At 60.0% G+C, this 14,081-nt stretch carries 16 protein-coding genes; 6 read left to right on the top strand and 10 right to left on the bottom strand.

The genetic code is table 11. The features are described 5' to 3' along the window. On the top strand, nucleotides 1–216 hold a 216-nt coding region (locus CLV74_RS10205), incomplete at its 5' end, for an integrase core domain-containing protein (RefSeq protein ID WP_146134927.1). 474 nt (nucleotides 217–690) lie between these two features. Here the strand turns inward: CLV74_RS10205 and CLV74_RS10200 are convergent. From CLV74_RS10200 to mgtE, 4 genes are read right to left on the bottom strand one after another with little or no spacing between them, the layout of a single operon-like run. Further along, nucleotides 691–1,734, bottom strand: coding sequence for a succinylglutamate desuccinylase/aspartoacylase family protein (locus tag CLV74_RS10200; protein ID WP_106264196.1), 1,044 nt, complete (start codon nucleotides 1,732–1,734; stop codon nucleotides 691–693). Then, a complete protein-coding gene (gene rimK, locus CLV74_RS10195; RefSeq protein WP_106264194.1) occupies nucleotides 1,734–2,639 on the bottom strand; it encodes a 30S ribosomal protein S6--L-glutamate ligase in 906 nt (301 codons plus the stop codon). The genes CLV74_RS10200 and rimK overlap by 1 nt, the downstream gene beginning before the upstream one ends. Further along, nucleotides 2,636–3,136, bottom strand: a complete 501-nt coding sequence (locus CLV74_RS10190; RefSeq protein WP_106264263.1) for an ATP-dependent zinc protease family protein — start codon at nucleotides 3,134–3,136, stop codon at nucleotides 2,636–2,638. The genes rimK and CLV74_RS10190 overlap by 4 nt, the downstream gene beginning before the upstream one ends. Beyond that, nucleotides 3,136–4,506, bottom strand: coding sequence for a magnesium transporter (gene mgtE, locus CLV74_RS10185; RefSeq protein ID WP_106264191.1), 1,371 nt, complete (start codon nucleotides 4,504–4,506; stop codon nucleotides 3,136–3,138). Before mgtE ends, CLV74_RS10190 begins: the two co-directional genes overlap by 1 nt. 81 nt (nucleotides 4,507–4,587) lie before the next feature. On the opposite strand from mgtE, the gene CLV74_RS10180 reads away from it, so the two are divergent. From CLV74_RS10180 to CLV74_RS10170, 3 genes are all read left to right on the top strand, one after another. Then, nucleotides 4,588–4,857, top strand: a complete 270-nt coding sequence (locus CLV74_RS10180; RefSeq protein WP_106264188.1) for a hypothetical protein — start codon at nucleotides 4,588–4,590, stop codon at nucleotides 4,855–4,857. Between the two features lie 195 nt (nucleotides 4,858–5,052). Next, nucleotides 5,053–5,382 (top strand): hypothetical protein, encoded by a 330-nt coding sequence (locus tag CLV74_RS10175; RefSeq protein ID WP_106264186.1) that lies wholly within the window; start codon nucleotides 5,053–5,055, stop codon nucleotides 5,380–5,382. A gap of 235 nt (nucleotides 5,383–5,617) precedes the next feature. After that, complete coding sequence (locus CLV74_RS10170; protein ID WP_106264183.1) at nucleotides 5,618–6,052, top strand: c-type cytochrome; 435 nt, start codon at nucleotides 5,618–5,620, stop codon at nucleotides 6,050–6,052. A gap of 47 nt (nucleotides 6,053–6,099) precedes the next feature. Here CLV74_RS10170 and CLV74_RS10165 read toward each other — a convergent pair whose 3' ends face one another. The 6 genes from CLV74_RS10165 to CLV74_RS10140 all read right to left on the bottom strand — a co-directional run bounded on the left by CLV74_RS10165 (nucleotide 6,100) and on the right by CLV74_RS10140 (nucleotide 10,211). Further along, nucleotides 6,100–6,396 (bottom strand): SHOCT domain-containing protein, encoded by a 297-nt coding sequence (locus CLV74_RS10165; protein ID WP_106264181.1) that lies wholly within the window; start codon nucleotides 6,394–6,396, stop codon nucleotides 6,100–6,102. A gap of 99 nt (nucleotides 6,397–6,495) precedes the next feature. Continuing rightward, nucleotides 6,496–6,798 (bottom strand): copper-binding protein, encoded by a 303-nt coding sequence (locus CLV74_RS10160; RefSeq protein ID WP_245888506.1) that lies wholly within the window; start codon nucleotides 6,796–6,798, stop codon nucleotides 6,496–6,498. A 41-nt stretch (nucleotides 6,799–6,839) separates the two neighbouring features. Continuing rightward, nucleotides 6,840–8,195, bottom strand: a complete 1,356-nt coding sequence (locus CLV74_RS10155) for a multicopper oxidase family protein (protein WP_106264177.1) — start codon at nucleotides 8,193–8,195, stop codon at nucleotides 6,840–6,842. After that, a complete protein-coding gene (locus CLV74_RS10150) occupies nucleotides 8,192–9,586 on the bottom strand; it encodes a TolC family protein (RefSeq protein WP_245888505.1) in 1,395 nt (464 codons plus the stop codon). The genes CLV74_RS10155 and CLV74_RS10150 overlap by 4 nt, the downstream gene beginning before the upstream one ends. Continuing rightward, entirely contained in the window at nucleotides 9,583–9,756 is a 174-nt protein-coding gene (locus CLV74_RS22805) for a hypothetical protein (protein WP_170108017.1), read from the bottom strand. Before CLV74_RS22805 ends, CLV74_RS10150 begins: the two co-directional genes overlap by 4 nt. A gap of 80 nt (nucleotides 9,757–9,836) precedes the next feature. Beyond that, nucleotides 9,837–10,211 (bottom strand): hypothetical protein, encoded by a 375-nt coding sequence (locus CLV74_RS10140; RefSeq protein WP_146134926.1) that lies wholly within the window; start codon nucleotides 10,209–10,211, stop codon nucleotides 9,837–9,839. Between the two features lie 199 nt (nucleotides 10,212–10,410). Here CLV74_RS10140 and CLV74_RS10135 point away from each other — a divergent pair, with 199 nt between their 5' ends. Then, nucleotides 10,411–12,138: a sigma-54-dependent Fis family transcriptional regulator gene (locus CLV74_RS10135; protein ID WP_106264259.1), complete on the top strand. Its 1,728-nt coding sequence runs from the start codon at nucleotides 10,411–10,413 to the stop codon at nucleotides 12,136–12,138. Nucleotides 12,139–12,278: 140 nt separating this feature from the next. After that, on the top strand, nucleotides 12,279–14,078 hold the full coding sequence (locus CLV74_RS10130; RefSeq protein ID WP_106264170.1) for an NAD(P)/FAD-dependent oxidoreductase: 1,800 nt from the start codon (nucleotides 12,279–12,281) through the stop codon (nucleotides 14,076–14,078). Nucleotides 14,079–14,081 lie beyond the last annotated feature (3 nt).

Genomic DNA, 14,081 nt, shown 5'->3' with positions numbered 1-14,081 from the left:
CGCTGGATCGACAACCGAATGATCGAACGGCTCTGGCGATCCCTCAAATACGAATGTGTCTACCTGAACGCCTTCGAAACCGGTTCCGAAGCCCGAGGCGGGATCGGTGGCTGGATCAGCTACTACAACGAAAGACGCCCGCACTCATCACATGGGATCATGACGCCGGACGAGGTCTATGGTAGACGAGCTCCGGACCTGAAGGTTGCCGCCTGAAATGAAACCAATGCTATAGCTTAGCGCGGCGGCAAACTGGTCGAAAAACGCGGACCACCTCTGTCGGGTTTCTACCACAGCATTGCGACTGAACCTTAAAAGCTTCTGAATGAGGTGGCCTCGGAGCTCGGCGGAGAATCTGCGAGTTCAGATCGAGCGGGTTGTTTCCTATATTGGGTCAGAAAATGGACCAATCGGATGGTTCACATTTTGGTTCACATAGATGAACGAGTTAAGTTTTATATTTGTTTATTTACAATATCTTAGTTTGTTTGTGGGTTTCAACTCGACGCCCACCGCTCCGCCAAGTATCGCTCACGGATATTGTTTCCAGTGTCCCCTCGCTTTGCTTCCCAGCCTTGCTGACGAAGGTACCGTGGAGAGCGTTCGATATCGGTCGCTAGATTTGGTTGTGCTGTGACACCTCAGCATAGGGTGCAGGGCCTTCTGCGGGCCATGCACCCATTTCTGCCGTCAGATAATCTCGTCTTCATCGAACATCGGATCATCTTCCAGTTGGCTTTCCAAATCTTCGAAAGCGCCTTCGGCTTCGCTCATGGATTTGACGCAACCAATATGGAACACAGCGTCGCCCTCGTTCACGATGGGCATGACGGCGCGGCCAACGATGATGCCGGAGAACGGCGCCAGAACGTCCATCTCGTTTTCGCCGAATGGATCGGACACGACCGCAAGGCGTTCGCCTTTGCGGACAAGGGCGCCGTCTGCCTTGAAGACGCGCAGCAGGCCACCCATCGGGGCGCGGACCCATTTGCTTGATTGGCAAAACTGCGGCGCTCCCTTCGGTTTGGCGACCCCGCGGCGCGAAATCATACCTTGATGGTTCAGTACGCGAAGAACGCCTGCAACCCCTGCACGGATTGTGAACTCGTCAAAGCGCAGCCCTTCACCGCCTTCGAAAAGCAGGACAGGTTTGTCGATGATCTGTGCGGCATGCCTCAAAGAGCCTTCGCGCAGTTGGGATTTCATCACCACAGGGGCACCAAAGACTTCGGCAAGCTCTTGCATTTTGTCGTCGCCGGGCGAAATGCGGACCTGAGGGTAGTTCGTACGGTGAATGGCCGCAGAGTGCAGGTCAATGCCCAGATCGGCGCGGGTCACCACTTCGGTCAAAAAGCGGTTTGCCAGTCGTGCCGCCAGTGAGCCTGTCTCGCTGCCCGGAAAGCAGCGGTTCAGGTCACGGCGGTCCGGCAAATAGCGCGAGTGGTTGATCAAGCCATAGGCGTTGACGATAGGCACCGCCAGCAAAGTCCCTTTCAGAGATTTAAGGGACTTTGACGCCAGAACCCGCCGGATGATTTCGACACCGATGACTTCGTCACCATGAATGCCGCCGCTGATGAAAACGACTGGGCCCGGTGACTTGCCGTGCACCACATGCACGGACATCGAAATCGGCGTGTGGTCCGACAGGACACTGACCGGAATATCCACAGTCTTGCGGTTTCCCGGTGCAATGTCCTGATCGGCGAGCCTGAAGGCTTTGACTTTCGCCATTAACCGCGGCCCTTGGTGCGGGTGCTGCCGGTCGAGTGGTTCTTTTCAAGGAACTCGATCATCTTGCCGGCAATATCCAGACCGGTTGCCTTTTCTACGCCCTCAAGACCCGGCGAAGAGTTCACTTCCATGATGACCGGACCATGGTTGGCGCGCAGCATGTCTACGCCGCAGGCGTTCAGGCCCATGGATTTCGCCGCGCGAATGGCCGTGGCCCGCTCTTCCGAGCTAAGCTTGACGACCTGCGCCGATCCGCCGCGATGCAGGTTGGAACGGAACTCGCCCTCGGCGCCGGTGCGTTTCATGGCTGCGATGACCTTGCCGCCAACGACGATGGCACGGATGTCGGTGCCGCCTGCTTCCTTGATGAATTCTTGGATCAGGATGTTGGTGTTGGTCGCACGGAATGCCTCGAACACGGATTTGGCGGAACGGTTGGTGTCCGCAAGAACCACGCCCAGACCTTGTGTCCCTTCAAGCAGCTTGATCACCAGCGGCGCTTCACCGGCAAGTTTCAGGACTTCTTCCGTCTGCTTGGCGTCATGTGCAAAGGTGGTCACGGGCAGGCCGATGCCATCGCGCGCCATCAACTGCATCGAGCGCAGCTTGTCGCGGGACCGCCCGATCGCAACGCTTTCGTTCAACGGATAAACGCCCATCATTTCGAACTGGCGCAGCACGGCTGTACCGTAGAAAGTGACCGACGCGCCGATCCGCGGAATAACCGCGTCGTAGCCTTCAAGCTTTGCCCCATTGTAGTAGACCTCGGGCCGACGCGACGCGATGTTCATGTAGCAGCGCAGTGTGTCGATAATATCAAGCTGGTGGCCGCGTTGCTCGGCGGCTTCCTTCAGGCGCTGGTGCGAATAAAGCTTTGCGTTTCTGGCAAGCATTGCAATTTTCATTGGTTTTCCTTTCCTGTCGAATAGGGCGGCCTTTCTGAGACCAGAAATGTCTTGCGGGTGTGAACGGCAACGGCATGGTTTTTCAGCGCCGTGCGTCCGATGATCATCGGGAAGGTCATGTTGTTTCTGTCGGCCAGCGAGACGTCGATCATCCACGACCGTTTGCCGAAACGTGCCTTCGTTCTCACGACCAGACGTTCTTCGGGGATGCCGCTTGTGTTTTTGATCTCGCGGCTGTGGACGACCGGCGCTTCGACCGTGCGGAACCCGACATTCGGATTGTCCCAATCGGGCAGCGTCTGAAAGCGCACCCACTCGATGCCATCGCGCTCGAAGAGCTTGATGTTCTCGGCGTGGATGGCAGATGTGCGTGCGCCTGTGTCCAGCTTGGCTTTGACATGATCCAGACCAAGTTCGGGCAGACCGATGTACTCCATCCAGCCAAACAGCGCGACCGACGGTGCCTTTGCGGGGCTATGCGTAGAGGTTCTGGCCATCAGATCAACCACGGCATCATCAGGGTTGCAAAGCTAAGCACAAAGAAGAACCCGGCCATGTCGGTGACGGTCGTCAGCAGCGGGCCACTGGCGGCAGCAGGGTCTTGGCCAAGGCGCTTGAGCAATAGCGGGACGACCCCGCCGATGGAAACAGCCAGCATGGTGTTCAGTGCCAAAGCGGCGCCGATAACCAGACCAAGGGCAGGGTTGCCCTTCCAGACCCAGGCGACGACTCCAATCAGCACGCCAAGCGCGATCCCGTTGATGACCCCGACCGAGATTTCCTTCAGCCAGACGCGGAAGGCATCCATTGGCCGGACAAGGCCAAGGCTGAGTTCACGCATGGTGACACCAACCGCCTGGTTTCCTGAACAGCCTGACATGTCCGAGACCATCGGCAGAAAGACCGCCAGTGCGATGACCGCCGAGAGGGTATCCTCGTAGGCAGAGATGACACTGGCCGCGACGATGTTCAGGACGATGTTGGCGGACAGCCAAGCAAACCTGCGGCGGGACCGAAGCCATGTCGGCATCGAGCGCAGTTCGTCGCCCACCACACCTTGACGTTTAAGGCTTTCGCTTTCGCTACGCTCCAGAACCGCATCGGCAACCGCAGACCGTGAAATGACCCCAACCAGCAGGCCGTCAGCGTCAACAACAGGAACGCCAAGGAACGGATAGTCGTTGAAAATGTCCTCAAGCTTCTCCAGCGGCATGTCGACGGGCACAGTCAGAGGAGTGACCATGATCTCTGTAAGATTAGAACTACGCTTTGCCGTTAGCAAACCGCGCAGCGAAACCACGCCCACAGGTACGCCTGCATCATCTACGATGTAGGGGTGCTGACCGCGGTAACGCTCGAAATCTTCGTCATCCGATGCCAGCGCACGCAGAACCTTGCCGACGGTGTCCTTGTCCGAGAACTGGAACACCTCAGTCATCATCAGACCACCGGCGGTGTCATCCTCGTAGGCCGCCAGACGGCGCACATCTGCCGCGTCCTCAGCATCCATTTCGGAAAGGACGGCCTCGGCATCTTCGGCATCCATTTCGCCGATGACGTCCGCCTGCACGTCCGAGTCTAGCTCTTCGAGAATCTCGGCGGCCCGTTCGGGCTCCAGACGCTCGACCAGTTCGGCGGCCATCTCGTAGGGCGCTTCTTCGATCAGGTCTGCGGCCAGTTCTACGGGGACCAGTTTTAGAACGTCGTCGCGCGCCTCAGGAGGCAACGCCAGAAACTCCCGCAACGCCTCGCTGTACGGCAACGGGTCCAAAAGCGCTGCAATGCGCTCTGCATCACCGGCGGCAATCGCTGCGCGCAGGTCTGCCCCGATGTCACGTGCTTCAGTGAAGTTGTCTTGGTCTAGCATATTCCACCATCAATTTCCTTTATCCGCTTTACATAGACAGAAATTTTTTGTCTATAGACAAAAAATATTTTGGATTTGACGATGCAACACGATGACGTAGCCAAGCAACTACAGGAACTTTACGCGGTGCCTTTCGGCGGGAAGGCGTCAGGGCGATACAGAATTCCCGAAAAACTTGTGAGAGACATGATGGGGCGCAAGCGGCTTTATCCCGAAGACCGGACGGCCCTTGCTCGCGCACTGTTCGAGCGCGGATTTGTCTTGATCGACATGGACAGCTTCTTTGTGGTGATGAGCGCCAACTCGTTCGTCAATTACAGGCGCGTGGGAAAAGAAACGCTTCCCCATTGAGATACTGCGTTGGGCCCCGTTTCGGTTTTGCGCCTTGTCTGGGGGGCTTGAACGCGGGCTCCGATGGATCGGCATTGGGCCTATGAGGCGGCGCGCTCTTCGCGTATAAGCTTCTGAAAGGGTGATATTTCGCCCATAGGGAGTGGCAGGTTGAGCGGACTGGGAAGAGGGCCAAAGAAGGCGCGCGCATCAGCGATGCTGCGCTTTGCTGTGTCTTCCGTCTTTGTCTTGTTGCTTGGCCTCGGCCTTATTCTGGCCTCGGTCCCGGATGTGATGGCCGCCATTCCTGATCACCATAGCACTGCAGTGGATGCCTGCGCGGAATGCTCTGACGGTCTTCACGAAGATGTCTCAGAGGGGGCGGTGCCAGACTGCCATCACATGAACAGCGTTGTTCTAGCGATGCTGCCGCCGGTGACCAGCCTTTTCAATCCGCTCAGCCTGCGGGCGCGGCACGCTTTGCCGACCTCGGAAACAGGACCGGACCATAGCCCTGATCACGATCTACCACCGCCCCGAACCTGAGCTTTTGACCTTCATCAGCCCGGAAAGCGGAGGAATATTGCTCTGTGCACGCGGTATTGATTGTCGTGGCTGATGGTTATTTGATCTCAACGGGATCTATGCGCCAGATCATCCGGTCCAGAGCGCATTCACAATCAACGCTGCCAGAAAATGGCGGCTGTGTGGTCGCATCTTGGCCCACGCGGCCTTTGGCAAACCACTTAAAGCATTACACAGAATACGACGAGGAAACCTCATGAAAAAAGCAACTATCGCAGTTACCTTGATCGCCCTCGGGACCGCGGCATTGGCCCATGGAGGCGTCAAGAACAAGGATGTCATGGCCCGCATGGAGGTCATGAAAACGATCGGCGACCAGATGAAGATCGTCGGTTCGATGGCAAAGGGTCAGACGGCTTTTGATGCCGCAGCGGCCAACGCTGCCTTGACCGAGGTCGCAGCGCAGGCAGCGCAAATCGCGCCTATGTTCGAAACCCAAGCCGAGGATCCGAAATCCGAGGCCCTGCCAATCATCTGGCAGCAATGGGACGACTTTGCCAAGCTGGCATCGGATACCGAAATCGCCACTGAGGCGCTGATCGGATCGATCACCACAGAGGCCGACCTTGCGCCCGCGTTGGGCAAAATCGGTGGCACCTGCAAGGCCTGCCATTCGAAGTACCGCGAATAAGAAACCGCGCCCCATCTTGCGGTGGGGCGCGTCCAATTCTTGGCGGTTTACTCCGCCAATAGCTTTTTGCGGGCGGCATAATCCTCAGGGTCGATGTCGCCCCGTGCCAGACGCATGTCTAACTCGGCCATTGCGTCACCGGCGCTCTTCGGGGTGGCGCTGTTGCCCGGCTGCCGGATGAACCAGACCACGCCAGCCACCACCAGCCCTAACACGATCAGCCACAGAACGGGGCCGAACATCATCCCGACGCCGTAGCCGTCCATCATGTGGCCGTAATATTCGCCACGGTCGGCCAGCGCCGGACCTGCGAGGAAAATCAGTGGAATTGCGAACCATTTCATAGCGACCTCCTTCGGTCTGTCTGTGATGACTCAACCCTGCGCCGGACCGGGGCGATAAACCGTGATCCGGCGCAAACCAATGGCACTAAGGCCCGATGCTCACTCAGACGTGATCTCGGTCGCGGTCAGCTTGCCGTTCAACCGGTCCGCAACAAAGGCAACCTTTGCGCCTTCTGCCATGCCGTCCATCATGCCGTCGGTGTAGTCAAAGACCATCTTCATCGCCGGCATGTCGAGGTTCTCAAGCGGGCCGTGGTCAATGGTGACCTTTTTCCACTTGGCATCGATCTTGGTGATGGTGCCGTGGCTCATCGGCATCCCCATGCTGCTTTCGGCCAGTACGGCAGAGGCGGGCAGGGTGATGGTGGCAACGGCAATAGCCAGTGCTTTGAGGGTGTTCACGTGTCTTTCCTTTCGGGGATCGGCCCTAGATGGGCGCAGGATTAGTGACTGTGGTTCAGGTGGCTTTTGGGGATGATGACGGTTTCGGCGTTGGTTTGGCGTAGTTCTTCGGGCAGCTCGCCCGTCCATTCCCAAGCCTGCGTGCCGGGTGGGTTCTGATACCAGCCGGGGTCCGAGTAATCGTCCCGCGCGATGCCTTCGCGGACCTTCACGACCGAGAACATGCCGCCCATCTCCAGCGGACCGTAGGGGCCCCAGCCGGTCATCATCGGCACGGTGTTGTCGGGCAGTTCCATGGACATCTCGCCCATGTCGGCCATGCCTGCGGTGCCCATAGGCATGTGTCCCGGCTGCTGCCGGCGGATCATCTGGGTCAGCTTGGCTTTGTCCGCGCCGATGAAGGTCGGCAGATCATGTCCCATGGCGTTCATCGTGTGGTGCGATTTGTGACAGTGGATCGCCCAATCCCCTTCATGCACCGCATCGAACTCATAGGCGCGCATGGCGCCAACCGGAATGTCGATCGAGACCTCGGGCCAGCGGGCGGACTGGGGTACCCAGCCGCCGTCAGTGCCGGTGACCTCGAAGTGATAACCATGCATGTGGATCGGGTGGTTGGTTATGGTCAGGTTTCCACACCGGACCCGCACGCGGTCCCCCTTGTTCACCACCAGAGAGTCGATGTTTGGGAAGACGCGGCTGTTCCATGTCCACATGTTGAAGTTGGTCATCTCGGCCACACGCGGGACATAGGTGCCGGGGTCGATGTCATAGGCGGCAAGCAGAAAGGCAAAGTCCCTGTCCACGGGCATGAAGGCGGGATCGCGGGGATGCACAATGAAAAGCCCCATCATGCCCATCGCCATCTGCACCATCTCATCCGCGTGAGGGTGGTACATGAAGGTGCCGGACTTGGTCAGGTCAAACTCATACACGAAGGTTTTCCCCGGCGGGATCGCGTGATGCGACAGGCCGCCGACACCATCCATGCCCGAAGGCAGGATCAGCCCGTGCCAATGGACGGTGGTGTGTTCGGGTAGGCGGTTGGTGACATAGATGCGTACCCGCTCGCCCTCGACCGCCTCAATGGTGGGGCCGGTAGACTGGCCGTTATAGCCCCAAAGGCGCGCTATCATGCCATCGGCCATGATGCGTTCGACGGGCTCGGCCACAAGGTGGAACTCTTTTACGTTGCCATTCATGCGCCACGGCAGGGACCAACCGTTCAGGGTCACAACCGGATTATACTCAAGCCCTTGCGTGGGCCGTTCCGGCACCTGTGTGTCGGGGCTGTTCGCAAAGGCAGCCTCGGGTAGATCGCGAAAGCGGGTTTCAGCAGCGGCGGCCGAGGCCAATAACGCCCCCGCGCCACCGGCCAGCAACTGACGACGGTTCATTCGTCACCTCCGACGGGGGGACCCCAGATCACAGTTTTCAGATTGGCTTCGGCGCGCCAGTAGTCGGCCTTGGACACGGCGGTGGCCAGTTGCGCCTCTAGCCCGTCGCGGGCATCCGCGATCAGATCGAAGGTTGAGGTCAGCATTCCGTTGTAGGATTTCAGCGCTTCGTTATCGATTTCCCGCCGCAGGGGCAGGACCTCTTCGCGCCAATGCCGCGCGATGCTATATGTGCCGGTGACCTCCGCATGGGCCGAGCGCGCCTCGGACCGCGCATTCACCGCAGCTTGTGCCAGTTCATGCGCGGCGCGGCTGTATTCCAGTGCGCCCCGCCGAGAGCTCAGTTTCGTTGTGTCGTAGAGAGGGATATCAAGGCCGACTTGCAAGACTCGTGCGGTATCAGTCTGTCCGCCGTCGCTGCGCGTCAGTTCGGCCCCGCCGGTGACATTGGCCCCATCGATCCGGCGTAACTGAGTGCTAAGACGGTATTCTTGCGCAATCGCCTCAAGCTCTAGTTTGCCAATGGCAAGGTCAGTGCGGTGCTGTAGCGCCAGCGTTTCTGCCGTGCTGCTTTCTGGTTGGCGGGCCGGCAGAGAGGGCAGGCGGTCCGGCACGAAGTAGCCCGCGCTATCGCCATAAAGGCCCATGAGGCGGGTCAGCTTCTCTTTGGCCAATTGCGCCTCTAGCCGTGCCTTGGCACGTTCGGCGGCCAGTTCGGCAGAGAAGACATGCTCACGCGCTTGATCGGCCCGGTTCATCGCCCCTGTTCGCCCCAACTCAGTGGCCAGTTCAGAGGCTGCCTCGGCAGTCTCTTGGGCCTGTCCGATCAGCGATGAGGCCTCGAACGCTGCCACTGCATCAATCCATGCACGGCGGGTCTCGGCGGCCAGTGCCAAGGTTTCGGACAAGGCCTCAAGCTGCGCCTGCCGGAATTGTGTCTGGGCAATGTGTGTGCGCGACTTTCGGGTTGCCAGATCAAGGATGGCCCCCGTCACTGAGGCTTCCAAAGATTGCACCAGTCCGGCTTCGGATGTGCTGTTCAGGGACAACTCAAGGCTTGGCCGTGGTCCCAGCGCGGTTTCCCACAGATCGGCGGCGGACAGGCCAAGATCAGCATAGGCTGCTTGCAGGCCGCGGTTGTTCATCAAGGCAACCTGCACGGCGGTGTCCGGTCCAATGGTTTTGCCCACGACCAGCGCCTTGGCCCGTGCTTCAATGGCAGCAACATCGGCTGCGGTCTGCGCCCAGGCCGCATCAGCGCCAGCGGATCGTTGCGTCCCTTCGGACACGGCTGCAAAGCCTGCCTGCGGATCGGATGCGTCACGGACGGTCTGGGTGTCGGCACATGCGACCAGCAGCGCCATAGCGCTTAAGGTAAAGATGACCTTCATGTGCCTCCCCCCGGCGCTTGCGCGTCATTCAACTGCCGCCAGTCCATCGGCTCTTTGATGTGCTGGTGCACATAGCCGACGCTCGGCCCCGAAGGCGCAGGGGAGATGATCGAGGGGTCGGTCGCACGGGTCAGTGCGCCATCCTCAGGCGGCGCAAGCGCCAGCGGCACAAGGACCGCCAAAACGGGTTTTAAGGATTACTCCGATTTGATCTTCGGTCAGGGCACAATTGGGCCCGAGAAACGGAAGATCAGCCCTTTGGCGGGCGACGAAGGCCTGTTGGTCCCGTCAAATCAGAGAGATTTGCCAGCATCCAAGCGGCGGGAACGTCAACGCCTGCGGGGGTCGCAGTCGCCAGCGGGGCGGTCAGGGCAATGTCGACCAGGCAACCATGCGAACAACACACAGGTAGCTTTGCGATGGGATCAGCGGTGGGTGTCTCATCGTCTGACGCCGTTGTCATAGCATGGGACCCATGTGCGTGATGCGCCTCAATAGCATGCTGCGTGGCTTCGGCTGTCTGGTCGCAGCCATGATCATGTCCGCCCGCTTGCGCCACCACAGAGGTGAACAGCAGAGCCAGGTTCAGTAAGCCAACAAAGAACAGCCGAAGCGGTTTCGCCATAATGCCATTACCGATGATCCACATTCCGGAACTGCACAATTCACGAATGAGTCATTGCATTCGCTGCAAAGAACGCGGTGCCGGTTTCTGTCATCAGGCAAGCGGTCCTTGCCGCGCACGCCCGCGCTCTGCGCGACGAAAGTCGGTTGCCTAGCAGGTGCAGCTCTGTGCTAGCCTCAACCCAAGGGAGGTGCGCATGATGCACGAACAGCAGCATGTGGAAGAGATCGGCAGGGTTCTGGATGGTCATTGCACGGGGCGCGACGGGTTCGTTGCGGCCTCATGGCGGCGCTGTGTGGAACAGCACGGCATGGACCCCACACGGCGCGAGCCTGCCTATATCGTCACTGACAGCGAACTGCGCGATCATCGAGCGCAGGCCGAATGGATGATCGGGGCGGCGCGGAGCAGTCTGCAAAGCCTGTTCCGGCAGGTGGCAGGTCAGAACTATGTGCTGCTGTTGACCGATGCCAAAGGGGTCTGTGTGGACTTTTTCGGCGATGATTTGTTCGTGGACGATCTGCGGGCGGCGGGGCTCTATCTGGGCTCGAACTGGTCCGAGGATCTGGCGGGCACCTGCGGGGTTGGCTCTTGCATCGTCACACAAGAGCCGGTGACCGTGCACCAAGACGATCATTTCGGAAATGCCCACACGCGGCTAAGCTGCACGGCAGCGCCGATCTTTGACAGTCTGGGGCAACTGGCGGCGGTGCTGGATATCTCGCTCTTGCGCTCGCCCGCGCCAAAGCGCAGCCAGAACCTTGCCATGAGCCTTGTGACCAACGCCGCGCGGCGGGTCGAGATGGCGAACCTGATGGCGGAAAGCCGTCGCGACTGGGTGCTGCGGTTCTCTGCCAGCCCAGAGTTTCTGGATGTGGACCCTGAGGCAGCCGTGCGTCTGGATGGCTCGGGGCGGGTGCTGGGATATACCCGTGCGGCGGGCAAGCTGTTTGGCGCGGGCGATGTTTTGGGGCGGCGCATCGATGAGGTTCTGGACCTGTCCGTTGATGATCTGCCCGACCTGATGCGCGACCGTCCCACCGAAGAACGGGTGGTTCCATTGCGGGACGGGGGCGCATTATTCGGCCATGCGATTGCGCCACAAGCGCCGCGCTCGGCCCCGCGTCCGGTGCGTCGGGATGGGCCGATCGAAGGGCTAACGGGCGGTGATCCGACCATGAGCCACGTGTTGGGGCAGGCGGCGCGTTTGGCCTCTGTTCCGGTGCCGCTTTTGATCTGCGGCGAGACAGGGACCGGAAAAACGAAACTGGCGCAGGCGGTGCATATGGCCAGCAAGGCGCAGGGCTTTCACCGGTTGGACTGCGGCGGGCTGAGGGCCGAGGTGCTGGACGCGCTGGCACAAGCCGCGCCTGTCCCCGCAACCCTGCTGCTGCGCCGGATCGAGGAACTGCCTGCGCCGTTGGCCCCCCGTTTGACGGCACTCTTGGATGGCGCGCCGCATCTGCGCCCCGTGACCACAAGCTGCGTCGCGCCCGATCAGACCGGACTGCCTGATACACTGTTGCATCGTCTGGCCGGTGCGACCTTGACGCTGCCCGCCCTCAGGCACCGGCAGGATTTGCCTTGGTTGATGGACCGCCTGCTGCGGCGCAAGACCACCGATGACGTGCGTCTGTCCCCCTCGGCCCGCGCGGCTTTGTTGGGACGGCAGTGGACCGGCAACCTACGAGAGCTATCGCAGGTGCTGGACGTCGCCTTGGCCCTTAGCGACGGGCGGGTGATCGACCTGACCGATTTGCCCGCGCCGTTGCAGTCTCTGTCCGCGCCAGCCGAGCCTGAGGAATCGCTGGAACATATCCTTGAGGCATGTGGCTGGAACATGTCGCAGGTGGCGCGGCGGTTGGGGGTCAACCGCTCGACCATTCTGCGCCGCATCCGGCGGGCAGGGTTGCAGCCCCCGACCTAAGGTGTTGCGCGTCGTTGCGCGTGCAACACGCCGCAATGCAGCACTCACTTTCCGCATCGGAATACGCACGCAATGGTAGATCAGCGCCGCATCTTCCCGTGATCCTCTGCCCTAGAACAACGCGCAGAGGAGGAGACGCGATGCTCGATTCAACAGTTATGACCCAGACTCAAGCGGTTCTGGATCAGTTAAATGCCGCCCTTGAGGCAGGGGATGCCAAGGCCGTTTCGGACCTGTTCGCGACTGACAGCTATTGGCGCGATCTGGTGTCCATCACATGGAACCTCAAGACGGTCGAAGGGCCAGCGGGCGTTGCGGACATGCTGACCCAGCAGCTAAGCCACACCAACCCGCGCAGCTTCCGTATTCAAGAAGGCGAGGCCCCGACCGAAGACGGCGGCGTGATCACCGCATGGATCACCTTTGAGACCGATGTGGGCCGCGGCTGGGGGTTGATCCGCTTGAAGGATGACCGCATCTGGACGCTGCTGACCTCTCTGCAAGAGTTGAAGGGCTTTGAAGAGAATAAGGGCAAACGCCGTCCCATGGGCGCCGAACACGGGGCCAGTAAGAACCGCGTCACGTGGAAAGAACAGCGCGAGGCAGAGGCCGCAAGCCTTGGCTATGACACCCAGCCCTACACGGTGATCGTGGGCGGCGGGCAGGGCGGTATCGCGCTAGGGGCGCGTCTGCGCCAGCTAGGCGTGCCGACCATCGTTCTGGACAAGCATGACCGCCCTGGCGACCAGTGGCGCAACCGCTACAAGTCCCTGTGTCTGCATGACCCGATCTGGTACGACCATCTGCCCTACATCAAGTTCCCCGAGAACTGGCCGGTCTTCACCCCCAAAGACAAGGTGGGCGACTGGCTGGAGATGTACACCAAGGTCATGGAGTTGAACTACTGGACCCGTTCAGAGGTCGAGAAGGCCAGCTTTGACGAAGCCAGCGGCACATGGACGGTTGAGGTTAATCGCGACGGCGAAAAAGTCACCCTGCATCCGACCCAACTGGTGCTGGCAACGGGGATGTCTGGCAAAGCCAACATGCCTAAGTTCCCTGGCATGGACAGCTTTAAAGGCGTCATCCAGCATTCGTCCCAGCATGACGGACCGGACGCCTGGGCGGGCAAGAAGGTGGTTGTCGTGGGCTCCAACAACTCGGCCCATGATATCTGCGCCGCCCTGTGGGAGACCGGCGCGGATGTGACGATGGTGCAGCGGTCCTCGACCCATATCGTGCGCTCGGACACGCTGATGGATATCGGACTTGGGGCACTTTATTCCGAAGAGGCGGTGGCCAGCGGGATGACGACCGAAAAGGCCGATATGATCTTTGCCTCATTGCCCTACCGGATCATGCATGAATTTCAGATCCCCCTCTATGACCAGATGCGGGAACGGGACGCGGATTTCTACGCCGGTCTGGAGAAGGCGGGTTTTGATCTGGACTGGGGCGACGATGGCTCGGGTCTGTTCATGAAGTACCTGCGCCGCGGGTCAGGCTATTACATCGACGTGGGCGCAAGCCAGTTGATCATCGACGGAGAGGTCAAACTGGTTAAAGGGCAGGTGGACCACTTTGACGAAGACGCGGTGGTTCTGTCGGACGGCACCCGCCTTGAGGCTGATCTGGTGGTGATGGCCACGGGCTATGGCTCGATGAACGGGTGGGCTGCGGACCTGATCAGCCAAGAGGTTGCCGACAAGGTGGGCAAGGTCTGGGGGCTGGGATCTGACACCACCAAAGACCCCGGTCCGTGGGAAGGCGAGCAGCGCAACATGTGGAAGCCGACCCAGCAGCAAAACCTGTGGTTCCACGGGGGCAACCTGCACCAGTCGCGCCACTATTCCCTGTATCTGGCCCTGCAACTGAAGGCCCGCCAAGAGGGGCTGGATACCCCTGTTTACGGCCTGCAAGAGGTGCATCACCTGTCCTGATGC

The sequence above is a fragment of the Donghicola tyrosinivorans genome (genome assembly GCF_003003355.1).
Classification (GTDB): domain Bacteria; phylum Pseudomonadota; class Alphaproteobacteria; order Rhodobacterales; family Rhodobacteraceae; genus Donghicola; species Donghicola tyrosinivorans.
The sequence above is the reverse complement of the archived record's forward strand: the minus strand, read 5'-3'. Positions and strand labels throughout refer to the sequence as shown.